Source organism: Streptomyces sp. NPDC048521, from assembly GCF_043199855.1.
In the GTDB taxonomy this organism is placed as follows: domain Bacteria; phylum Actinomycetota; class Actinomycetes; order Streptomycetales; family Streptomycetaceae; genus Streptomyces.
In genome coordinates, this window is the sequence record NZ_JBICWR010000005.1 from 235,051 (window position 1) to 256,162 (window position 21,112).

Below are 21,112 nucleotides of genomic sequence, written 5' to 3' on the forward strand. Positions count from 1 at the left end.
CGGCACGGGCGGGCCGTCCACCATCCACAGGGCGGGGCGTCCGACACCGGCACGGGCGGGCCGTCCACCATCCACAGGGCGGGGCGTCCGACACCGACACGGGCGGGCCGTCCACCATCCACAGGGCGGGGCGTCCGACACCGGCACGGGCGGGCCGTCCACCATCCACAGGGCGGGGCGTCCGACACCGGCGGTAGTGCAGGTCGAAACGGGCGGGCTGGTGGAAGTCGATCTGCACGGTGGACGGGGTGGACTCGGCGGGTCCGCGATCTGGACGTCGATCTCGGGGCCGTAGAAGGCGGCCTTCCGCGTTCTCCGCAGCGGCTCACCCGGACGGACCCGAGCGCTGGTGAGGCGGTCGGGGCGGTGGTGCCGTGAGAGGCAGGCATCCCACCGGCCCCCACCGGCCCTCACCGGTACGCAGCCCAGGAGGCACCCCCCATGACCGCCGCGATACGCCCCCGTGGCCTCCTCCTCTCCCTGATCGCCGCCGGCCTGCTCGCCGTCGGCGGTTGCGCGGCCCTCGGTCTCCGGCATCCGGCGACCGCGCCGCACCCGCTCCCGACGATCGACCGGCCGAGCCCGACGCCCAAGGCGTCCGCGCGGCCCGACGGTTCCTCGCTCAGCGACGAACAGGCGCAGGCCGCGCTCATCACCGAGTCCGACCTGGGCGCCCCCTGGACCGCGACGCGCGGTGCGGCGACCTGGCGGGACGGGCTGCTGAAGGCGGCCACCACGGCCGGGGAGTGCCAGCGGCTGCTGGACGCCCTCTACAGCGACGAACTCCTCGGCGGCCCCGCCCGTGCGGCCGTCGGCCTGGACGACGCCGACACCGACGCCCAGCTGCGCTACCAGATCGGCGCGCGCCGTCCGGTGGACGTCGACGCCGCGCTGTCCTGGCTGCGGACGATGCCCGTGCAGTGCGCCCGGTTCACGGCCACCACCGAGACCGGGATGGAGGAGGACGTGCAGGTCGTCGACGCCCCGCTGCCCGAGGTCGGGGACGCGCGCCAGGGTCTGCGCATCAGTATCGCCACCATGACGTCCGACGGGGACGAGTACCTGCTCACGATGGACCTGGCCGCCGTCCGGGTCGGTGACGACTCCTTCGCCCTGACCAACGCCGGCCTCGGCGACGTGCGAAACGAGGCGACCCAGGCCGCCGTCCAGATCGGCGCGCTACGCCTGACCGACATCCGCAAGCAGGGCCGGGCCCAGGTCTGACACGAGGGGCCGCACCGGCGCGGCCCCGCGCCGCGGCAGGGGTTGCCCGCACGGCGCGAGCCGGCGGCCGGTTCAGGTCAGGGGTGGCTGGGCCGGGGCCGGGCCCAGGGTGGTGGTGCCCGGGGCCGTGCGGTGGCCGAGGCCGGTGCGGTAGGCGTCCAGGGCCGCCTCGACACGGCCGGTGCGGCGCAGCAGGTCGCCCAGGAGGCGGCACAGGTCGGCCAGGTCCCCGGCGGCGCCCGCGCGTTCCAGGAGGCTGAGCGCGCGGACGTAGTGCTCCTCGGCCGCCTCGGTGTCCCGGGTGTCCTCGGCGATGATGCCGAGGAGCCGGTGGGCGGCGGCGGCGTGCACCGCGCCGCGTTCGGAGGAGAAGTCGCCCAGGACGCCCTCCAGCAGTTCGGCGGCCTCGGCGGACTTGCCCCGGCGGTGCAGTACGTCGGCCAGTTCGACCGCGGCCTGGCTGCGGTAGAGGGCGGCCCGGGTCTCCGAGAGCATGGCGAGCGCCTGGCGCAGCTCGTCCTCCGCACGCTCCAGCTCGCCGTCCTGGGCGTAGACGTAACCGCGCATCCAGTGGCAGTTGGCCAGCTCGGTCCGCAGCTGGAGCTGGCGGTACAGCTCGGCCGCCTTGGCGAGGGAGGCGTCGGCCTCGGCGACCCGGCCCTCGGCGAGCAGGGTGCGGGCGACCGAGCGGTGCATCCGGGCGATCAGCGCGGGATCGGCGGCCCGCGGGGCGAGCGCGAGGGCGAACTCGGCCGCCTGGGCGGCGCGCGCGTGGGCGCCCATGTCCATGTACGGGCCGATGACGCTGGCGTAGAGCAGCAGGAGGGCGTCGGGGTCGTGCAGGCCGCCGCGGTTGAGTTCGTCGAGGGTGGACTCGAGCAGGTAGACGGCGTAGCGGAGTTCACCGGCCAGGTAGTGGGAGACCGCCCGGCCGCGCACCGCGGGCACGCGCACCGGCAGCGACTCGCCGGCCAGGCGTTCCTCGGCCCGCTCGAAGCACTCGCGCGCCCTTCCCAACTCGCCGGTCTCCAGGGCGCATTCGCCGAGGCCGAGCAACGCGCCGGCCTGCTCGCCGCCGAGCCCATGCGTCTCGGCCTCCGTGAGCAGCGCCGTGTACTGCGCGGCGGCCTCCTCGGCCCTGCCGTCGGCGAGGACGCGCTGCGCCTCGGTGAGCCGCAGCCGCAGGTCGGTGGCGAGGTGGGCGGGCCGGCCCACGGCCAGTTCCTCGAAGGCCACCCCGAGCCGGCCGGCGATGTGCCGGAGCGCCTCGTCGGAGGCCCGCACCCGGCCCGCCTCCAGAGTGGAGATGTAGGCCGGTGTGTACGCGGGTTCCGCGAGTTGCCGCTGGGTGAGCCCGCGCTGGGCGCGCAAGCGCTGCACGCGCCGCCCGATGACCTCCGGATCGTCCCGTTCCCGCATCCCATGGCTCCCAACTCGCCTGGCGCCTCTTGCCGTTCGGCGCGCGCAGCCCCTAGGTTAAACGGCGGATTAAGCCTGCTTAATACGCCGCTGTCGTATTGCGAGGTCGCCGTGCCCGGACGTACATCCGCACCCTACGGACGCCCCACCCCCGAACTGGCCCCTTCCCGACTTCGCGCGGGCGGGGGCACCCCCGCCGCCCGGGGCGTCGCCGCGGCCGTGATCGCCGCGGCGGCCCTGATCCTCGCGGCGAACGCCGGCCCGGCCCGCGCGGCGGACACCATGCCCGCGACCACGGCCGTCCAGCACGTCCACCGCTGACCCGATCCCCCGAGACGCTCTCGGCCGTCCGAGCGCCCCCCTTCGCGCCCGATCCGTCCGCCGTTGCCCCGGGTGTCCGCACGCCCGGTCTCGGGGGCACTCGCCTTTTTGTCAGTGGCATGACTTAGTCTTCCGGATCTAGTCTTCACTCATCCGCCACAGACGGCTCACAGGGGACTCACGCATCGACGTGCCCGCGTGGCGCTCATCTCTTCATTCGTTCCTGGGGGTTCGAATCAGCGTGCGTATGCGCACTCTCACGGCTGCCACCACCCTGGCGGTCCTCTTCAGCTCGGCCGCCCTCACCGCCACTCCGGCGTTCGCCGACACCAGCAGGACCCTGCCGGTCAAGTCGGCGGGCGACATCGTGGTGGACGGCGTCCACCAGCGGGTCTTCGTCAGCGACCCGTACCAGGGCAAGGTCGTGGCCACGGACTACAGCGGCGCCGTGGTCGGCTCGGTGATGTCCCTGCCGGGCGTCACCGGCCTCCAGTTGTCCGCCGACTCGGGCACGGTGTACGCGGCCTCGCCGGGCGCGGACGCGATCGTGGCCATCGACACGACGACGGTGACGGAATCCACCCGGTACGCGACCGGCGACGGCACGGACCCGGCCCACCTCGCCCTGGCCGGCGGCAAGCTCTGGTTCGGCTACGGCACCACCGAGCACGGCCACATCGGTTCGCTGGACCTGTCGGGCCCCGAGCCGGTGGTGAGCCTGGACCAGGACCCCGACACCGACTATCCCGGCGCCCCGCTGCTCGCCGCCACGCCCGGCGCCCCGAACACGCTGGCCGCTGCGGCCCCGGAGTACTACGGCTCCTGGCTCGGCGTGTACGACGTCGCCAACGGCACCGCCACGCGCACCGCCCGCTACGGCGGCGGGGGTGCCGGCCTCGGCTCGACGTCCGACCTCGCCCTCACGCCCGACGGGAGCCGCCTGATCACGGCCAACCCCGGCAACCAGCACCACGTGTGGCAGACCTCGGACCTCACCCCGCTGAGCGGCTACACCACCGAGTACCACCCCAGTTCGGTGGCGATCGCGGGCGACGGCACGCTCGCCGCGGGTACCAACGCCCCGTACGACCCGTCGCTGTACATGTTCAACCCGGGCACCACGAAACCGGTCCGCGAGTACACCTGGCCCGACACCGACGACATCAGCGGCTACGACGAGCTGGGGAACGCCAACCTCGCCTGGGAGCCGGGCACGGGCGCGGGCCGGCTGTTCGCACTGACCCACAACTACAACAGCGTGTACACGCTCCGGGTCCTGACGGACTCCACCAAGTCCAAGCCGGTGCTGACGGTCGACGCCCCCACCACCGCCACTCGCGCCAAGTCGCTCACCGTCAAGGGCACGCTCACCGCGACGTTGCCGCTCCCGGCCGGCACAGCCCTGCGGGTCACCCGCACCGACCTGGAGTCGCCGAAGGGCAAGTCGCTCGGCACCAAGCCCCTGGGCAGCGGTGGGAAGTTCTCCTTCACCGACACCCCGCCGGCCGGCGGCAAGGTCAGGTACACGGTGACGTACGCCGGCGACGCCCGGCACACCACCGCCCAGGCGTCCGACTCCGTGGACGTCTCGCGCGCCAAGGCGACGCTCACGGTCAACAACAACGGAAAGGTCTACTCGTACGGCCAGGACGTGAAGTTCACGGCCCACCTCGGGAAGACCTACAAGAACCGCACGGTGGAGATCTGGGCCGACCCGTTCGGCTCCGACAAGCCGAACAAGCTGGTGAAGTCCGGCAAGGTCAACTCCGACGGCAACCTGTCCGTCACCCTGGACCTGAAGCGGGACACCAAGGTCACCGCGAAGTTCGCCGGCGACTCCCGCTACAAGCCCGCCTCCGCCGCCGCCACGGCCGGCGCCAAGGTGAGCGTGTCCACGTCGGTCGGCAACCACTACAAGTCGACGTACACGTGGGGCCACACGTACTACTTCTTCCACAAGTCCAAGAACCCGCTGATCACGACGAAGATGTCGTACTACAAGGGCCGCAAGCAGAAGTTCGAGTACGAGGTGTACTACCAGGGCAGCTGGTACCCCGGCGACCCGGCCTGGTTCGCGCTGGGCTCCGACGGCGTCTCGAGGGTGCAGATCACCGGCGACCACGGCCAGGACGTCGGCTGGCGCTTCCGGGTCCGCTCGTCGTACGTCAACAGCTCCTCCGGTGACATCGTGAACTCCACGACGCACGGCGCCTGGAAGTACTTCACCTTCACCAAGTAGAGCCCGGCAAAGGCCTACTGAGCGGCCTGGAGCTGCCGCAGCTGCCGCTGGACGTTCTCCAGCGCGCCGCTGCGGCGCCCCGGCACCCTGAGTCTCAACTCCGCGAGTGCAGGCCCGAGTTCACGGGCCCGCGCCGCGTCCTCGATACGGCCCCACTGGTGGTGGGCACGGTCCACGGCCGCCTCCACGGCGGGCGCGTCCGTGGCCTGACCCGCGGCCAGCCGCACGCCGGCGACCCCCAGCCAGGCCCGGCAGCTGCGCACCGCGTCCCCCGCGAACATCGCGAGGTCAGCCCGGACCTCGGTCCAGTGCAGGGCGTCCTCGGAGGCGGGCCCGTGCGCCTGTACGGCGGCCAGCTCGTAGCGGGCGGCGATCGTGTCCGCCTCGGCATGCCGCCCGGCCTGGACGGCGGCACTGATGGCGGCGTGCGGATCGACCGCCGCGGGACCGGGGGTGAAGCCCCCGCGGTGGGACAGCAGCAGGTTCCCCGCGGCTTCCTCCGGGATCCGGGCCAGCGCCTGCTGGTGCACCACCTCCAGCGGCGGCCGGTGCCCGCTCCTGAGCAGCGTCGCCACGGCCTTCATGTACGACGGTTCGGCGGGGCCCCGCCGGCCGGTCGCCCGCGCGGGAGCGATGCGACCGTGAACGGCGGTGGTGGGGCCGCAGTCCAGCCCGCGCTCGGCGACGTACCGCCAGGCCTCCGCGTCCGCGTGCAGGTCCACCACGAGCGCGGTCTGCGCGGCGGAACGCAACCGCAGCTCCTCGCGGATCCAGTGCCAGGGCAGCGCGGTGTAGCGGACCGTGGCCGCGGTGGTGCGGGCCAGCGCCAGGTGCGGCAGCCGCTGGCGGCGGTCCAGGTGGAGCTGTCCGGTGACGTACACGGTGAGCGGGCCCGGGGCGGCCGCGGCGGCACGCAGCCGGGTGAGGACGGCCTGCGGCTCCAGCGGATCGGCCAGTTCCACCACGTTGGCCGTGTCGGTGCCGGACAGCACGGCCGGGGCGACGGCGGCGAGCACCGGCAGCACACCGGCCGCGTCCACCAGGCGCCCCCGGCCCAGCGGCGCGGCCGCGAGCAGCAGCACGGTTCCGGGCATCGGTCCTCCCCCTGTAGGCCCCGCGGGTCCGTGGACCCCGTGGATCCGCTCTCCAGCCAGCACCGTAGCCGCTGCTGCTGCAAAGCCGCGCCTCAGGTCTGCAAACGTCCCCGTTCGAGGGCTTCGCCCGCCTCCCGCATCCGCCGCACCGCGAAGACCGTGGTGTCGTCCTCCAGCCGGCCGCCGCTGTGCCGCAGCACGCCGTCGCGGACCCGGCGGACCAGGCGCCGGGGTTCGGCGCCGCGCGGGTCGGCGGTGACGGCGCGGTCGATGTCCCGGACGAGCGGGTAGAAGACGCCGGGCCCGTCGCGGGCCTCGGTCACCCCGTCGGTGACCAGCAGCAGGGTCTCGTCCGCTCCGAGCGGCAGGCGGTGCACCGGCGGCAGGCCGCCCGCCAGCTCGGCGAGGCCGAGCGGGACCCCGTCGCCGCTGGGCAGCTCGCGGACCCCGTGCGGGCCGACGGCGAGCGGGGGTTCGTGGCCGAAGTTGACGACCTCGATCGTGTCCAGGGCGTCCTCGGGGAAGCCGATCAGGACGGCGGTGGCGAAGCGGTCGCCGTCGTGCCGGCCGAGCGCGGTGGAGTGCAGGCGGTGCCGGAGCATCCGTGTCTCCAGGCGTTCGGCGACGGTCGCGAGGGCCGGCTCGTGGTAGCCGGCCTCGCGGAAGGTGCCGAGCAGCGCGGCGGCGGTCTCCACGGCGCCCAGGCCCTTGCCCTGCACATCGCCGACGAGGACGCGGGCGCCGTGCGGGCTGGGCTGGATGTCGTAGAAGTCGCCGCCTACCCGGGCGTCGACGTCGGCGGCCAGGTACACCCCCGCGTGCTCCAGACCCGCCCAGGGGGCCGGCAGCGGGCGCAGCACGGTACGGCGGGTGGTCTCGGCGATGTCCCGGATGTGCAGCGTCTGCCGTTCGAAGCGCACCCGCACGACGGCGGCGAGGGTGGCCAGCAGACCGCCGACGGCCACCAGGACGAAGTCGGCGAGGCCGGCCTGGTACTGCTCGGGCCAGGCGCTGTCCACGGCGACGTACGTCACGACCGACACCAGGCTGAAGGCGGCCGTCGTCCACACCCCGCAGATCGCGGCGGCGATGCCCGGGACCAGGACGATCCAGGTGATGATCCGGAACCGCTCCGGGGTGCTGAAGTCGACCAGCACGACGCCGGCGAGCAGCAGCAGGGGCACCAGCCAGGCGATGCTCCGGCCGCGCACCCGCAGCAGCCGGCGCCGCCGCGCGTACTCCATCTCCGTCACGGCGGGCAGCCCTCCATGTCCATCAGAGAAGCACGGGAGAGAACGGCACGCATCCGGGCACTCGTCACTCTCCTGGCCGACTTGCCAGGCCGTGCCCCCCGGTGTGCCCTGGAAGCGGGGGCAAGGAGAGAGGAGTGCTCTCATGTCCCGAACGGCACCCGCCTCCGGCGGTATGCCCCGACCCGGCCGCACGCCCGTGGCGGAGGGCCGGGCGACCGATGTGAGCCGCCGTACGCCCGACGTCTTCGACGCCCGCACCCACGCGATGGCCCGGATCGGCGTCCCCGTCGTGCTGGGCCTGGTCTACGGCTTCTGGGTCGCGGCCAACAACCGCGGCGGCGACGCCATCACCGGCTGGAACCTGCTGCTCGGGTTCGGCAGCGCGCTGGTGTTCGCGGTGGTCTGCATGGCGCTGCTGATGCTGGCCCCGCGGATGTCGCGGGAACTGCACGCGCTGCTGTGGACGGCGTTCGTCGGCTGCGCGTTCGGCTTCGCCTACAGCCAGACCGACAAGACGGTCCTCAGGTCCGTACTGATGTCGCTGGTGGTGTCGGGAGCCACGTTCGTCGTGTTCTTCTACCGCTATTACACGCGCGAGGACGCGTTCGGGCGCCGGATCCGCTGAGCGTGACGGTGCGCGCGTGGGCCCCGGCCGCTTCGGCCGGGGCCCACGCGCTCCCCTGTTCCCTGCACCTCACCAATCCCCCCAGCACCAGGAAACACCCGTTCGGGTGATCCCTCCACCGGAGACCGGGGTCCCCGGCGGCGCCACGGGGCGGGGCCCGCTGTCACCCGTTCGGCACGGAATTCCGCCCGGTTGCACTCCTTCCGGTCGCAGGACGGCCCCGGGCGCCCTTGCCTGGAAGCGTGTCCCCACGCCTCAGGAGCGCCCTGTCGGCCGTACTCATCGCCCTGTCCTGCCTTCTCGTGCCGTTCGGCGCGCTGGCTGCCTGGGCGGCGTACGGGCTCGCCGACACGGGCCGGTACGTGACCACCATGGCCCCGCTCGCCACCGACCCGGACGTGCGGGAGGCCGTCGCGGACACGGTCGGTGAGGGCATCCTGCGCGCGGTGGACCAGCACCTGGACGTCCGCCCGCTGCGCGGGTCCGTCCGTCCGTTCGTGCACGACGCGGTGCGCTCCTTCACCCATACCGAGGCGTTCCGGGTCGCCTGGGACACCGGCAACCGGGTCACACACGACGCGGTCCTGCGCGCGCTGCACGGGGAGGACACGCGTGATGTCACCGTCGACCTGGCGCCCGTCACCGCCCAGGTCAAGCGCCAGCTCACCCTCGATCATGTGCCGCTCGCCCAGCGCATCTCGGTGGAGCACACCGCGGTCGCCGTGCTGCCGGCGGACGACCTGGTCAGGCTCCGGAAGGGGTTTCACGTGCTCGAAGTCGCCGGCTTCTGGCTTCCGGTGGCGGCCGTCGCGTTCGCCACCGCCGGGATCGGCCTGGCCGTCCACCGCCGCCGGGCCGTCGTAGCGACCGCGCTGGGCACGGCCCTCGGCGGCGCCCTGCTCGTCCTGGCCCTCGCCGTCGGCCGCCGGCTGACCCTCGCCGACCTGCCCGCCGACATGCCCCACCCGGCCGTGGGCGCCGTCTACGACGCCCTCACCGGCACCCTGCGCACGGTCGCCTGGATCCTGCTCGGCCTCGGGCTCACCGTCGCCCTCACCACCTGGCTCACCCGCCGTCTGCGGCCGGCCCGCTCCGCGCGACGGCGGCGAGGGTCGCCAGCGCCCGCCTCAACGCCGGCTCAAGCACCGACGCGAGCCCGAGCCTGACCGCGTCCGGCGTCCGGGCGGAGCCGACCGAGAAGGCCGTGCCCGGAGTGACCGCGATCCCGTGCGCCCGCGCGGCGGCCGTGAAGGTGTCCGCCCGCCACGGCGCGGGCAGCTCCCACCAGGCGAAGTAGGCCGCCGGATCGGACCGTACGGCGAACCCGGCCAGTTCCTCGGCGACCAGCCGCTGCCGGTGCCGCGCGTCCCGCCGCTTGGCCGCCACCAGCCGGTCCACGGTCCCGTCCGCGATCCACCGCACGGCCGCCTCCAGCGCGAACCCGCCCGCGCTCCACCCGCCGGACCGGACGGCCCGCGCCACCTCCTGGTCACGTCCCTGCGGTACGACGACGAAGCCGACCGTCAGCCCCGGAGCGACCCGCTTGGACAGCCCGTCGACGAGGTGGACGAGCCCCGGCGCGAGCGCGGCGAGGGGGGGTGTGCCGCCCCCGTGCAGAAAGGACCAGATCCGGTCCTCGACCACCGGTATCCCCAGCCTGTGGACGGCATCGGCCAGACGCTCGAGCCGCTCGGCGCCGATCGTCCGGGAGGTGGGGTTGTGCAGGGTCGGCTGGAGATAGAGGGCGGACAGGGGGGCGGTGCGGTGGACGGCGGCGACGGACTCGGGCAGCGGGCCCTCCTCGTCCGTCGCGAGCGGGACCAGGACGATGCCCAGGCGGCCCGCGATCTCCTTGACCAGGGGATACGTCAGCGGCTCCACCCCCACCCGGCCGCCGGGCCGTACCAGGGAAGCCAGGGTCGCGGCGATCGCCTGGCGGGCGTTGCCGGTGAACAGGACCCGCCCGGCACCGGAGCGCAGACCGCCCTGGGCCAGCAGGGAGGCCACCGCCTCGCGGGCGGCCTGGGTGCCCGCGGCCGCGGCCGGCCGCAGCGCCTGCCCCAGCGCGTCCGGCCGCAGCAGCGGCGCGAGGGCCGGGGCCAGCAGCTCCGGCTGGCCCGCCGCGGTGGGGTAGTTGAGTTCCAGGTTCACGGGCGCGGCACCGGCCGCCTCGGCCAGCGTGTGCCCCGGTTGCCCGTCCGGCTCGGTGGCCCGCACGAACGTGCCGCGCCCCACCTCGCCCACCACCAGCCCCCGGCGGACGAGTTCGGCGTACACCCGCCCGGCCGTCGAGGGCGCGATCCCGTGCCGCCGGGCGAACGCCCGCTGCGGTGGCAGCCGTTGGCCCGGCGGTAGCCGCCCGCCGCTGATGTCGTCGGCGATCCGGTCGGCGATACGCCGGTAGTCGTCCATCTGCCCCCTGTCCGTACCGGTGCCCACGATTGCACCGAGAGCAAAGATCTTATTGCACCGAGGAGTTGGGGGACCTAGGGTCTCTTCCATGCCCCCCTTCCTCGCATACGAGGACAAAAGCCCCGGAACATCGAACCGGGTCCCCCTCGTCCTCGTCCACGGCCACCCCTTCGACCGCACGATGTGGCACCCGCAGCTGACGGAGTTCTCCACCGGCCGCCGCGTGATCGCCCCCGACCTGCGCGGCTACGGCGCCTCCCCCGTCACCCCCGGCACGGTCCCGCTCTCCCGCCACGCCCGGGACATCGCCGCCCTCCTGGACTTCCTGGAGGTGGACACCTTCGCCCTCGCCGGCCTGTCCATGGGCGGCCAGATCGCCATGGAGTGCTACGACCGCTTCGGCGACCGGATCCGCGGCCTGGTCCTCGCCGACACCTTCCCGGCCGCGGAGACCCCCGAGGGCAAGCGGGGCCGCAACGCGATGGCCGACCGGCTGCTCACCGAAGGCATGCGGGGCTACGCCGACGAGGTGCTGGAGAAGATGGTCGCCCCCTACGCGCACCCCGACGTCAAGGCACACGTCCACCGCATGATGACGGCCACGTCCCCCGAGGGTGCCGCGGCCGCCCTGCGCGGCCGGGCCGAACGCCCCGACTACCGGGACCTGTTGACCAGGGTGCGGGTGCCGGCCCTGGTCGTGGTCGGCGCCGACGACACCTACACACCCGTCCGTGACGCCGAGGCGATGCACGCGGCCCTGCCCGACTCGCGGCTGCACGTCGTCGAGGGCGCCGCCCACCTGCCCAACCTGGAGCGGCCGCAGGAGTTCAACCGGGTGCTGACCGATTTCCTGGCGCGGCTGGACGGGTGATCGTAGGCTCGCTCCCGTGACCCGACACGGCGGACGCAGGCTCGGCGCCTGGTGTGCCGGACTGCCGCTGGCCGCCGTGAGCGCGGTCGTCGGCTGCCGGGTGGCCGACACCGACGGCATCACCCCCGTACCCCAGCTCCTCGCCTTCCTGCCCTGGCTGCTCCTGCCGACCGGCTTCGCCCTGCTCTGCGCGCTGCTCGCCCGGTGGTGGACGGGCCTGGTGTGGGGCGTCGTCGTCCTCGGCCTGCTCGCCTGGTACCTGGAGCCGTACGGCACCACCACCGAGCCCGGCGGTCCGCCCCTCGCCGCCGTCCGTGTGCTCACCTCGAACGTCGAGTTCGGCCGGGGCACCCCCGCCCTGATGCCGGTCATCCGCGACCGGCGTCCGGACGTGGTGTTCGTGCAGGAGTGCGAGTACACCTGCCAGACCACCCTGGAGAGCGGCTACGCGGACGCCTACCCGTACCGGCAGGCGGTGCGCGCGGCCGGCTCCCACGGCTCCCTGATCCTCAGCCGCTTCCCGCTCCAGCCGGCCGAGGGCGTCGACGGCACCATGGGCATGCCCGGCGCCGTCGCCGACGTGCGCGGCCATGCCGTACGCCTCCAGCTCGCCCACCCCATGCCCCCGCTGCCCAGCCAGCTCGGCCTGTGGCGCCGCGAACTCGGCCGGCTCCGCGCCTTCGCCGCGGCGGACAAGGACAGGCCCACCATCGTCGCGGGCGACTTCAACGCCTCCCAGGACCACGCGGCCTTCCGCCGCATCCTGGACACCGGCCTGACCGACGCGGCCCGCCTGGCCGGCCACGACCGCGCCCCCAGTTGGCCCTCGCGCACCGCCTCCGTCATCGGCGCCCAGATCGACCACGTCCTGCTCTCCCCGGACTTCACCGCGACCGGCGCCCACTTCCTGCGCCTGACCGGCACTGACCACCGCGCCCTCATCGTCGATCTCACGCTCCACCAGCGCGAATGAGCCGGACCGGCCACCTCCGCACCCCGGGGCCGGCCGGACCGAAGCCGTCATAATGGGCACATGCCCCGAGAGTTCCCGATCGGCCTCACCCCTCCCGACTGGCTGGTCCGGAACCTCCAACCCCAGCAGGCGCCCGTCAACCGGGCCGCCGTCGCCCGCGCCGCCGTCGCCATGGCCCTGCCCCTGGCGATCGGCCTCGCGGCCGGCCGCCCGGCCTACGGCGCGCTCGCCTCCATAGGCGCCCTGTCCGGTGTCATCGGCGACACCGCCGACGCCTACCGCATGCGCATCCTCAACATCGCCGTCCCCCAGTTCTTCGGCGCCGTCGGCGTGACGCTGGGCACCCTGGCGTACGGGCACGGCTGGTACGCGGTCGCCGCCCTCACCGGGGTCGCGCTGCTGTCCGGCATGATCTCCACGATCGGCGCGGTCGCCTCCGTCTCCGGCCTGCTCCTGCTGCTGAACTGCGTGATCGGCGCGGGCCTCCCGCTCCCGTCCCCCTGGTGGCTGGCCCCGGCCCTCACGACCGGCGGCGGCCTCCTCGTCCTCCTGCTCGCCCTGCTGGCCTGGCCGTTGCGCTCGGGCGTCCCCGAACGCGCGGCGGTCGCCGCCACCTACCGCACGGCCGCGGCCCTCCTCTCCGTCTCCGGCACGGACCACACCGAGGAATACGACGAGGCCCGCCGCGCCGTCACCCAGTCCCTGAACCAGTCCTACGACCTGATCCTGGCCCGGCGCGCCCGCCACCACGGCCGCAGCCGCGAACTCACCCGCCTGCTGGCCCAGTTGAACGCGATCATCCCGGTGGTCGAGGCGGCCCCCGCGGCCCACCTGGCGGGCCGGCCCCTTCCCCCGCAGATCCCCGAGTCCGTCCACCACCTGGCCGGGGCCGTCGAGACGGGCTTCACCGGCCCGATAGCCCTGGACCTCCCCCTCCCCACCACGGAGACGGCCCGAGCGGTGGACCACGCCCTGCGCCACACGGCCGAGGTCGTCACGGCCCCCGACGTCGACCCGCGCGGCATCGACGACCGCCTCGGCCGCCCTGCCGCCCTCGGCGTCCGCACGGCCCGCGCCGCCCGCAACGTGACCCTCTCCGCCAACTCCTGGCGCTACGGCCTGCGCCTCGCGGTCTGCATCGGCATCGCCCAGGCCCTCGTCTCCCTGATCCCCGTACCGCGCTCCTACTGGGTGGCCCTGACCATCACCTTCGTCCTGAAACCCGACTTCGGCTCGGTCTTCTCCCGCGCCCTGCTGCGCGCCCTGGGCACGGTGGCCGGCCTGCTGATCGCGGCGGTGGTCCTGGCGGAGGTGCCCCACGGCTGGTGGGACGTCGCGGTCATGTTCGTGCTGGCCCCCCTGATCCCGGCGCTGACCCCGCGGGGCTACGGCTACCAGACGGCGGCCATCACCCCGGTGATCCTGCTGCTCTCCGACATCCTCAACCGCCAGGGCACGGCACTGCTGCTCCCCAGGCTGACCGACTCCCTCCTCGGCTGCGCGATCGCCCTGACCGCCGGATACCTGCTGTGGCCGGAGAGCTGGCACACCCGCGTCGGCGACCGGCTGGCGGATGCGGTGGCGGACACGGCGGCGTACGTGGAGACGGCCTTCGCCACCGGCTCCGACCCGGCCGCCCGGGCCCGCATGCGCCGGCGCCTCTACCGCGACCTCTCCGCCATCCGCACCGAGTTCCAGCGGGCCCTGACCGAACCGCCGCCGACCGGTCGGCGCGCCGCCGCCTGGTGGCCGCTGGTCGTCGCCGTGGAACGCATCGTGGACGCCACGACAGCGGCCCACGTCCGCGTCCGGCACGGAGCCGCGCCCCCGTCCACGGCCGAGACCGCCCAGGTCACCCTGCAACTGCGGGAACTGTCGGAGGGGGTACGGAACGCGGAAACGCTGATCGCCGTGCGCACCGACCTCACCGGTCCGGCGGGCAGCGTCCTTGAGCCGCTGCGCCAGGAGGTGGCGGCGGCCCGGTCTATCGCGTCGCCACGCTGAGCGCTTCGCTAACCTTACGTGTCCGTCCTGGCCAGGGATTGACGGGCATCAACTCACGAAGGGTTGCGCACATGGGCATTCTCACTCTCCTGCGGAACGCATTCGGCCGCTCACGCAAGGCACGAGCCACCGAGCCGGAGGGTACGGACGTCCTCCCCACGCAGCCCGCGGCCGGGGAAACCCCGACGACCACCGGGGAAACCCCGACGACCCCGGAAGGCGCGGCCCCGGAGCCCTCCGTCTCGGCAACCCCCACCACGGAACACGCCGTCTCCCCCGAGCCCCGCCCGGAGATCCCCGAGCCCCGCCAGGCGACCCCCGGGGAACACGACCTCGTGGCAGCGGCCTTCAACAACGTGAAGGTCCCCCGCCCCTCGGAACCGACAGACCCGAACACCCCCACCCCCGAGCCGAAGACAGAGGCAGAGACCGGGGCAGAGGCAGAGACCGGGGCTGAGTCAGAGACCGGGGCTGAGTCGGAGACCGGGGCAGAGGCAGAGACCGGGGCAGAGTCGGAGACCGGGGCAGAGGCAGAGACCGGGGCTGAGTCGGAGACCAAGGCCGAGGCTGAGCCCAAGACTGAAGCCGAGGCGGAGCCCGAGGTGAGGCCCGAGGCTGAGGCCAAGGCGGAGCCCGAGGCGGAGGCCAAGGCGAACGCTGAGGCCGAGGCGGAGAAGAAGTCTGAGGCTGAGCCCAAGACTGAAGCCGAGGCGGAGGCCAAGGCTGAGCCCGAGGCGGCGCCCGAGGCTGAGGTCGAGAGCGAGTCCGTGCCGAAGGCCGAGGAGAGCGTTTCGGTCGAGGAGGTCGAAGAGAAGGCCGAGCCGACGACGGAACCGGAGCCGACCGAGACCGTGGCGGCGGAGCCGGCACAGCCGGTGACGGAGCCCGAGCCGACGGCCGACGAGTCCGCCGCACCGGCGGCCGAGGAAACAGCCGTCCCGCAAGCCGCCGACGGCGAGGACGCCCCACAGGGGCCACCCGCAGCCGACGACGAGACCCGCACGGGTGGTGCGGGTGGGAACACGGACGCCGAAGGCGAAGCCGAGGCGACACCGGCACAGAAGCCGGAGGCAACCGCACAGAAGCCGGAGGCAGACGTACCGGCGACGCTCAAGCCCGCCACCACCCTCGCCAAGGTCAAGTCCCACGCCCCCTCCCTCGCCGCCGCCTACAAGGCCGCCGCAGCCGCCCTCAAGAAGACCGACCTCACCGGCACCCGAGCCAAGCTCTACCTCGTGCTCGACCGCTCCGCGAGCATGCGCCCGTACTACAAGGACGGCTCCGCCCAGGCCCTCGCCGACCAGACTCTCGCCCTCGCCACCCACCTGGACCCGGAGGCCACGGTCCACGTCGTCTTCTTCTCCACGGAGGTGGACGGCACCACGGACCTCACCCTCACCCCGGACCACGAGACGAAGATCGACGACGTCCACGCCGGCCTCGGCCGCATGGGCCGTACCAGCTACCACGCCGCCGTAGAGGCCGTAGTCACGCACTACGAGAAGCACGAGAAGAACGAGGACCCCCGCACCAAGGACGAAACCCCCCGCACCCCCGCCCTCGTGATCTTCCAGACCGACGGCGCCCCGGACGCGAAGACCCCCGCCACCCAGGCCCTCACGGCGGCAGCCGAGTCGCACCCCGCCCTCTTCTTCTCCTTCGTCGCCTTCGGTGAGCACGACAACAAGGCCTTCGACTACCTCCGCAAGCTGAAGACCGGCAACACGTCCTTCTTCCACGCGGGCCCCACCCCCCGCGAGCTGACGGACGCGGAGCTGTACGAGGGCGTACTCGCCACCTGGCGCCCGTAGCGGAGCACAACGGCCCGTGACCACCCCCGGCCGCCCCTTCCCACACTGCAGAACGGGAAGCGGGCGGCCCACCCGTCTCCGCTACCATTTCAAGGTTCGTAAAACAACCCGACCTGGGAGCAGCCCGCGATGGCTCGACACCTCATCACCAGCGCCCTTCCGTACATCAACGGGATCAAGCACCTGGGCAACATGGTGGGGTCCATGCTCCCGGCGGACGTGTACTCCCGGTACCTCCGCCAGCGCGGCCACGACGTCCTGTACATCTGCGCCACCGACGAGCACGGCACCCCCGCCGAGCTGGCCGCCAAGGAGCGGGGCCTCGCGGTGGACGAGTTCTGCGCCCAGGCCCACGACGCCCAGAAGACGGTCTACGACGGCTTCGCGCTGGCCTTCGACTACTTCGGCCGCAGCTCCTCCCCGGAGAACCGCGAGATCACCCAGCACTTCGCCCGCAAGCTCCACGAGAACGGCTTCATCGAGGAGCGGGCGATCCGCCAGGTGTACTCCCCGGCCGACGGCCGCTTCCTCCCGGACCGCTATGTCGAGGGCACCTGCCCCCACTGCGGCTACGACAAGGCCCGCGGCGACCAGTGCGAGAACTGCACCCGCGTCCTGGACCCGACCGACCTGATCGACCCGCGCTCCGCGATCTCCGGCTCCACGGATCTCGAGGTCCGCGAGACCAAGCACCTCTTCCTGCTCCAGTCGAAGCTGCAGCACGAGGTCGAGGCGTGGGTGGCCCGGCACGAGGAGGACTGGCCGCAGCTCGCCTCCTCCATCGCCCGCAAGTGGCTGAACGAGGGCCTGCACGACCGCGCGATCACCCGTGACCTGGACTGGGGCGTCCCGGTGCCCGCGGACACCTGGCCGGAGCTGGCGGCCGAGGGCAAGGTCTTCTACGTCTGGTTCGACGCCCCGATCGAGTACATCGGCGCGACGAAGGAATGGGCGGACCAGGACCCGGAGAACCGCGACTGGAAGTCCTGGTGGTACGACGTCGACAACGACGTCCGCTACACGGAGTTCATGGCGAAGGACAATGTCCCCTTCCACACCGTGATGTTCCCGGCCACCGAGCTGGGCGTGCGCGAGCCGTGGAAGAAGGTCGACTACGTCAAGGCGTTCAACTGGCTGACGTACTACGGCGGCAAGTTCTCCACCTCGCAGAAGCGGGGCGTCTTCACCGACCAGGCCCTGGACGTCCTGCCCGCCGACTACTGGCGCTACTTCCTGATCGCCAACGCCCCCGAGTCGGACGACGCGTCCTTCACCTGGGAGCACTTCACCGCCACGGTGAACAAGGACCTGGCCGACACCCTCGGCAACTTCGTCAACCGGGTGCTGTCCTTCTCCCGCAAGCGCTTCGGCGACGAGGTGCCTGCCGGCGGCGAGCCCGGCGAGGCGGAGGCGAGGCTCGGCGAGGAGATCGCGGCGCTCCTCGCGGAGTACGAGTCCCACCTGGAGTCCCTCCAGTTCCGCAAGGCCGCGGCCGCCCTGCGCGCCCTGTGGTCGGCCGGCAACTCCTACCTGGAGGAGAAGGCCCCTTGGCTGGAGATCAAGACCGACAAGGACGGCGCGGCCCTCACCCTGCGTACGGCGATGAACCTGATCCACCTGTACGCGGTGGTCTCCGAGCCCCTGATCCCGGCCACGGCGGCGGCGATGCGCGGCGTTTTCGAGCAGGTGGACGACACCGCGACCTGGGTCACCGCGGACGCGGCGAAGGCCCTGGCCGCGGTCCCGGCCGGCACCCCGTTCACGGTCCCGCCGGTGCTGTTCGCCAAGCTCACCGACGAGGATCTGGCCGCTTACAAGGAGCGCTTCGGCGGCGAGGAAGGCTGACCGCACCATGTCGTCGTACTACGTCACCACCCCGATCTACTACGTCAACGACGCACCCCACCTCGGCCACGCGTACACCACCGTGGCCGGGGACGTGCTCTCCCGCTGGCACCGCCAGCGCGGCGAGCGCGTGTGGTTCCTGACCGGCACCGACGAGCACGGGCAGAAGATCCTGCGCACGGCCGAGGCGAACGGAGTCTCCCCGCAGGAGTGGGCGGACCGGCTCGTCACCGAGTCCTGGCGGCCGCTCTGGGAGCACCTGGAGATCGCCAACGACGACTTCATCCGCACCACCGAGGCCCGGCACACCGCCCGCGTCCAGGAGTTCGTGCAGGACCTGTACGACAAGGGACAGATCTACAAGGGCGGGTACGAGGGCCCGTACTGCGTGGGCTGCGAGGAGTACAAGCTCCCCGGTGAACTCATCGACGGGGAGGGCGAGTTCGCGGGGCAGAAGCTGTGCCCGATCCACCGGAGGCCGGTGGAGATCCTCAGCGAGGAGAACTACTTCTTCCGGCTGAGCGAGTACGGCGAGAAGCTCCTCGCCCACTATGAGGCCCACCCGGAGTTCATCCAGCCCGAGTCGGCGCGCAACGAGGTCGTGAACTTCGTCCGCCAGGGGCTGACCGACCTCTCCATCTCCCGCTCGACCTTCGACTGGGGCGTCCCGGTGCCGTGGGACGAGAAGCACGTCATCTATGTGTGGGTGGACGCGCTGCTCAACTACGCCACGGCCGTCGGCTACAACGAGAACCCGGAGAAGTTCCAGGCCACCTTCCCGGCCGATGTGCACCTGGTCGGCAAGGACATCCTCCGCTTCCACGCGGTGATCTGGCCCGCGATGCTGATGGCGCAGGGGCTGCCGCTGCCCGGGCGGATCGCGGCCAACGGCTGGCTGATGGTCGGCGGCGAGAAGATGTCCAAGTCCAATCTGACCGGCATCAAGCCGCAGGACCTCACCTCGCACTTCGGCGTGGACGCCTACCGCTGGTACTTCCTGCGCGCCATCGCCTTCGGCCAGGACGGCTCCTTCTCCTGGGAGGACTTCACCGCCCGCTACACCAGCGAACTCGCCAACGACTACGGCAACCTGGCCTCCCGGGTGGCGGCCATGGTCGGCAAGTACTTCGGCGGCACCCTGCCGCAGGCCACGGCCGTCGGGGAGGCGGAGAACGCCGTCCACGAGGGCCTGGCGAAGGCGGTCGCGGAGGCGGACCGGCGCATCGGTGACGAACTCGACTTCCAGGGCGGCATCCTGGCCGTCTTCGACTTCGTCAAGCAGGTCAACGGCTATCTCACCGAGCAGGAGCCGTGGAAGGTCGCCAAGGACGATTCCGCCGAGGGCCGGGCGCGGCTCTCGACCATCCTCTACACGGCGGCGGAGGCCCTGCGCGCCGTCGCCGTCCTCCTGCACCCGGTCATGCCGGAGACCTCCCGGAAGCTGTGGGACTCGCTGGGCGCCGAACCGGTGCTCGGCGCCCTGGCGGACCAGCGGATCGGTCAGGCCGGTGACTGGGGCAGGCTGCCGGCCGGTGTCACGGTGACCAAGGGCGCGGTGCTCTTCCCGCGCCTGGAGGACAAGCCGGCCGGGTGAGGCTGTTTCAGGACGCCGGCGCCGGTCGTGCCGGCCGGCTCCGTGGGCAGGTTCTTCGCGGACGTCCGCAGGCCCGCGGTGAGCGTCGGCGTCCCGTTCACCGTCGTCCTCACGCCAGGGAAGCGAGGACGAGCGCCCCGACCACCGGGACGGCGTAGACGAGCGGGAACGGGATGTGTGCGTACCAGCGGGCCCGTGCCACGGTGACGGCGGCCCCGGCGAAGTAGAGGACCAGGCCCACCCCGGCCGACACCCCGACCACCGGCACGAACAGCCCGGCCACCAGTCCGAGGGCCCCAGCGGTCTTGGCCAGCCCCAGCCAGGTCCACCACGCCCGCGGCACCGCGTAGTCGTCGAGTGCCTTCACGATCCAATCGGCCCGCAGGAGCAGCACGGTGCCGGAGAACCCGGCCATGGCGGCGGCGAGCAGGGTGACGGCGATGGAGGCGATACGCATGACAGGCTCCTGCGGAGGGCTCGGTCGAGATGCGGACACCCCTCTGAACCCGCTGCGGGACCGCGTGTGACAGGAAGCGGGACGTTTTTTCGAGCGACGTGTGCACCATCGGCCCGCTGGGCGAGCGCGGCCCGGGGGACACCGGCGCGGGGCGCGCGCGTACGCCCCGCCCGTTCTGGCAAAGTACCGGTGTCGTGAACCTCCCCGAACCTCACCGGCGGCTCCTCGCGGACGTCGTCACGGCGGGCAGCCCGTACGGGCTGGTCCTCGCCGGTGGATACGCCCTTCAGGCGCACGGTCTGCTGGAGCGCCCGCACGCCGACCTCGATTTCGCCACGGAGAGTTCCGAGGCGATGGACCGGATCGCCGGTGCCGTCGGCGCCGCCCTGGAGGCCCGGGGCCGGCAGGTGCGCGTCGGGCCCGTCAGCGTCCGCACCGCGCAGTTGACCGTGACGGACCCGCCGACCGGCGAACCCTGCGCCCTCGCGCTGCACAAGGAGGCCTTCTGGCAGCCGCCGCAGCTCACCGCGTACGGCCCGGCCCTCTCCCTGGAGGACGCCGTCGGCACGAAGATCCGCGCGCTGTACGACCGGGGCGCGGCCGTCGACCTCATCGACGCGCGGGCCGCCGCCGCCCACTTCTCCCTGCCCGACCTGGAGGAACTGGGCCGCCGGCACGCCCACGACCCCTTCGACCTGCCCACCCTCCAGTCCCGGCTGACCGGCACGGACTTCTACGCCGACCGGGAGTTCCGGCGCTACGGGCTGGACGACGCGCACCTCACCGCGCTGCGCGCCTGGGCCCAGCACTGGTCCGACGACATCGCCGAGCGGTTGCTGGAGGACGGCGCGTCCCCGGACGAGGAGCCCGATCCCGGCGCCGCCGAGTGAGTTCCCCCGGTTCATCAAGGCCGGTAAAAGGGCTGGTAAAGTCCGCTCACTTGGCGGGGGCGGGGGCCCTCGCGGGGAGG

17 protein-coding genes are annotated in these 21,112 nt (G+C 72.9%); 12 read left to right on the plus strand and 5 right to left on the minus strand.

Annotated features, from left to right (window positions below):
* The first annotated feature begins 441 nt into the window (after positions 1-441).
* Complete coding sequence (locus ACGFRF_RS14725; protein WP_393739760.1) at positions 442-1,224, plus strand: hypothetical protein; 783 nt, start codon at positions 442-444, stop codon at positions 1,222-1,224.
* A gap of 72 nt (positions 1,225-1,296) precedes the next feature.
* On the opposite strand, the gene ACGFRF_RS14730 is transcribed toward ACGFRF_RS14725, so the two are convergent.
* Entirely contained in the window at positions 1,297-2,643 is a 1,347-nt protein-coding gene (locus ACGFRF_RS14730) for a tetratricopeptide repeat protein (protein WP_393739762.1), read from the minus strand.
* 111 nt (positions 2,644-2,754) lie between these two features.
* Here ACGFRF_RS14730 and ACGFRF_RS14735 point away from each other — a divergent pair, with 111 nt between their 5' ends.
* On the plus strand, positions 2,755-2,964 hold the full coding sequence (locus ACGFRF_RS14735; protein ID WP_393740163.1) for a hypothetical protein: 210 nt from the start codon (positions 2,755-2,757) through the stop codon (positions 2,962-2,964).
* Between the two features lie 247 nt (positions 2,965-3,211).
* On the plus strand, positions 3,212-5,203 hold the full coding sequence (locus ACGFRF_RS14740; RefSeq protein ID WP_393739764.1) for an Ig-like domain repeat protein: 1,992 nt from the start codon (positions 3,212-3,214) through the stop codon (positions 5,201-5,203).
* A gap of 14 nt (positions 5,204-5,217) precedes the next feature.
* Here the strand turns inward: ACGFRF_RS14740 and ACGFRF_RS14745 are convergent, their stop codons facing one another.
* Positions 5,218-6,297: a hypothetical protein gene (locus tag ACGFRF_RS14745; protein WP_393739765.1), complete on the minus strand. Its 1,080-nt coding sequence runs from the start codon at positions 6,295-6,297 to the stop codon at positions 5,218-5,220.
* Between the two features lie 92 nt (positions 6,298-6,389).
* Entirely contained in the window at positions 6,390-7,541 is a 1,152-nt protein-coding gene (locus ACGFRF_RS14750; RefSeq protein ID WP_393740144.1) for a PP2C family protein-serine/threonine phosphatase, read from the minus strand.
* 151 nt (positions 7,542-7,692) lie between these two features.
* On the opposite strand from ACGFRF_RS14750, the gene ACGFRF_RS14755 reads away from it, so the two are divergent.
* Together ACGFRF_RS14755 and ACGFRF_RS14760 are read left to right on the plus strand one after the other, a co-directional pair.
* Positions 7,693-8,175 carry a hypothetical protein gene (locus tag ACGFRF_RS14755; protein ID WP_393739766.1) on the plus strand — a complete coding sequence of 161 codons (483 nt, stop codon included), beginning with the start codon at positions 7,693-7,695 and terminating at the stop codon, positions 8,173-8,175.
* 242 nt (positions 8,176-8,417) lie between these two features.
* A complete protein-coding gene (locus ACGFRF_RS14760; RefSeq protein WP_393739767.1) occupies positions 8,418-9,341 on the plus strand; it encodes a hypothetical protein in 924 nt (307 codons plus the stop codon).
* Here ACGFRF_RS14760 and ACGFRF_RS14765 read toward each other — a convergent pair.
* Positions 9,241-10,587, minus strand: a complete 1,347-nt coding sequence (locus tag ACGFRF_RS14765; protein ID WP_393740145.1) for a PLP-dependent aminotransferase family protein — start codon at positions 10,585-10,587, stop codon at positions 9,241-9,243. The genes ACGFRF_RS14760 and ACGFRF_RS14765 overlap by 101 nt on opposite strands.
* Before the next feature lie 88 nt (positions 10,588-10,675).
* Here ACGFRF_RS14765 and ACGFRF_RS14770 point away from each other — a divergent pair, with 88 nt between their 5' ends.
* The 6 genes from ACGFRF_RS14770 (at position 10,676) to metG (ACGFRF_RS14795) (ending at position 19,685) form a co-directional block, all read left to right on the plus strand.
* Complete coding sequence (locus ACGFRF_RS14770) at positions 10,676-11,458, plus strand: alpha/beta fold hydrolase (RefSeq protein WP_393739768.1); 783 nt, start codon at positions 10,676-10,678, stop codon at positions 11,456-11,458.
* Between the two features lie 16 nt (positions 11,459-11,474).
* A complete protein-coding gene (locus ACGFRF_RS14775) occupies positions 11,475-12,431 on the plus strand; it encodes an endonuclease/exonuclease/phosphatase family protein (protein WP_393739769.1) in 957 nt (318 codons plus the stop codon).
* Between the two features lie 60 nt (positions 12,432-12,491).
* A complete protein-coding gene (locus tag ACGFRF_RS14780; protein WP_393739770.1) occupies positions 12,492-14,435 on the plus strand; it encodes an FUSC family protein in 1,944 nt (647 codons plus the stop codon).
* A 71-nt stretch (positions 14,436-14,506) separates the two neighbouring features.
* Positions 14,507-16,246, plus strand: a complete 1,740-nt coding sequence (locus ACGFRF_RS14785; RefSeq protein ID WP_393739771.1) for a VWA domain-containing protein — start codon at positions 14,507-14,509, stop codon at positions 16,244-16,246.
* Positions 16,247-16,375: 129 nt separating this feature from the next.
* On the plus strand, positions 16,376-18,091 hold the full coding sequence (metG, locus tag ACGFRF_RS14790; protein ID WP_393739772.1) for a methionine--tRNA ligase: 1,716 nt from the start codon (positions 16,376-16,378) through the stop codon (positions 18,089-18,091).
* Between the two features lie 7 nt (positions 18,092-18,098).
* Positions 18,099-19,685 carry a methionine--tRNA ligase gene (gene metG / locus ACGFRF_RS14795; protein WP_393739773.1) on the plus strand — a complete coding sequence of 529 codons (1,587 nt, stop codon included), beginning with the start codon at positions 18,099-18,101 and terminating at the stop codon, positions 19,683-19,685.
* 109 nt (positions 19,686-19,794) lie between these two features.
* Here the strand turns inward: metG (ACGFRF_RS14795) and ACGFRF_RS14800 are convergent, their stop codons facing one another.
* On the minus strand, positions 19,795-20,142 hold the full coding sequence (locus ACGFRF_RS14800; protein ID WP_393739774.1) for a DoxX family protein: 348 nt from the start codon (positions 20,140-20,142) through the stop codon (positions 19,795-19,797).
* Between the two features lie 194 nt (positions 20,143-20,336).
* On the opposite strand from ACGFRF_RS14800, the gene ACGFRF_RS14805 reads away from it, so the two are divergent.
* Positions 20,337-21,032 (plus strand): nucleotidyl transferase AbiEii/AbiGii toxin family protein, encoded by a 696-nt coding sequence (locus ACGFRF_RS14805; protein WP_393739775.1) that lies wholly within the window; start codon positions 20,337-20,339, stop codon positions 21,030-21,032.
* The last annotated feature ends 80 nt before the right edge of the window (positions 21,033-21,112 follow it).

Bases quoted from the DNA above. Each gene is read 5' to 3' on its own strand.
- ACGFRF_RS14725 (WP_393739760.1), top strand. From the start codon at position 442: ATGACCGCCGCGATACGCCCCCGTGGCCTCCTCCTCTCCCTGATCGCC.
- ACGFRF_RS14730 (WP_393739762.1), bottom strand. From the start codon at position 2,643: ATGCGGGAACGGGACGATCCGGAGGTCATCGGGCGGCGCGTGCAGCGC.
- ACGFRF_RS14740 (WP_393739764.1), top strand. From the start codon at position 3,212: ATGCGCACTCTCACGGCTGCCACCACCCTGGCGGTCCTCTTCAGCTCG.
- ACGFRF_RS14745 (WP_393739765.1), bottom strand. From the start codon at position 6,297: ATGCCCGGAACCGTGCTGCTGCTCGCGGCCGCGCCGCTGGGCCGGGGG.
- ACGFRF_RS14750 (WP_393740144.1), bottom strand. From the start codon at position 7,541: ATGGAGTACGCGCGGCGGCGCCGGCTGCTGCGGGTGCGCGGCCGGAGC.
- ACGFRF_RS14755 (WP_393739766.1), top strand. From the start codon at position 7,693: ATGTCCCGAACGGCACCCGCCTCCGGCGGTATGCCCCGACCCGGCCGC.
- ACGFRF_RS14765 (WP_393740145.1), bottom strand. From the start codon at position 10,587: ATGGACGACTACCGGCGTATCGCCGACCGGATCGCCGACGACATCAGC.
- ACGFRF_RS14770 (WP_393739768.1), top strand. From the start codon at position 10,676: ATGCCCCCCTTCCTCGCATACGAGGACAAAAGCCCCGGAACATCGAAC.
- ACGFRF_RS14780 (WP_393739770.1), top strand. From the start codon at position 12,492: ATGCCCCGAGAGTTCCCGATCGGCCTCACCCCTCCCGACTGGCTGGTC.
- ACGFRF_RS14785 (WP_393739771.1), top strand. From the start codon at position 14,507: ATGGGCATTCTCACTCTCCTGCGGAACGCATTCGGCCGCTCACGCAAG.
- metG (WP_393739772.1), top strand. From the start codon at position 16,376: ATGGCTCGACACCTCATCACCAGCGCCCTTCCGTACATCAACGGGATC.
- metG (WP_393739773.1), top strand. From the start codon at position 18,099: ATGTCGTCGTACTACGTCACCACCCCGATCTACTACGTCAACGACGCA.
- ACGFRF_RS14800 (WP_393739774.1), bottom strand. From the start codon at position 20,142: ATGCGTATCGCCTCCATCGCCGTCACCCTGCTCGCCGCCGCCATGGCC.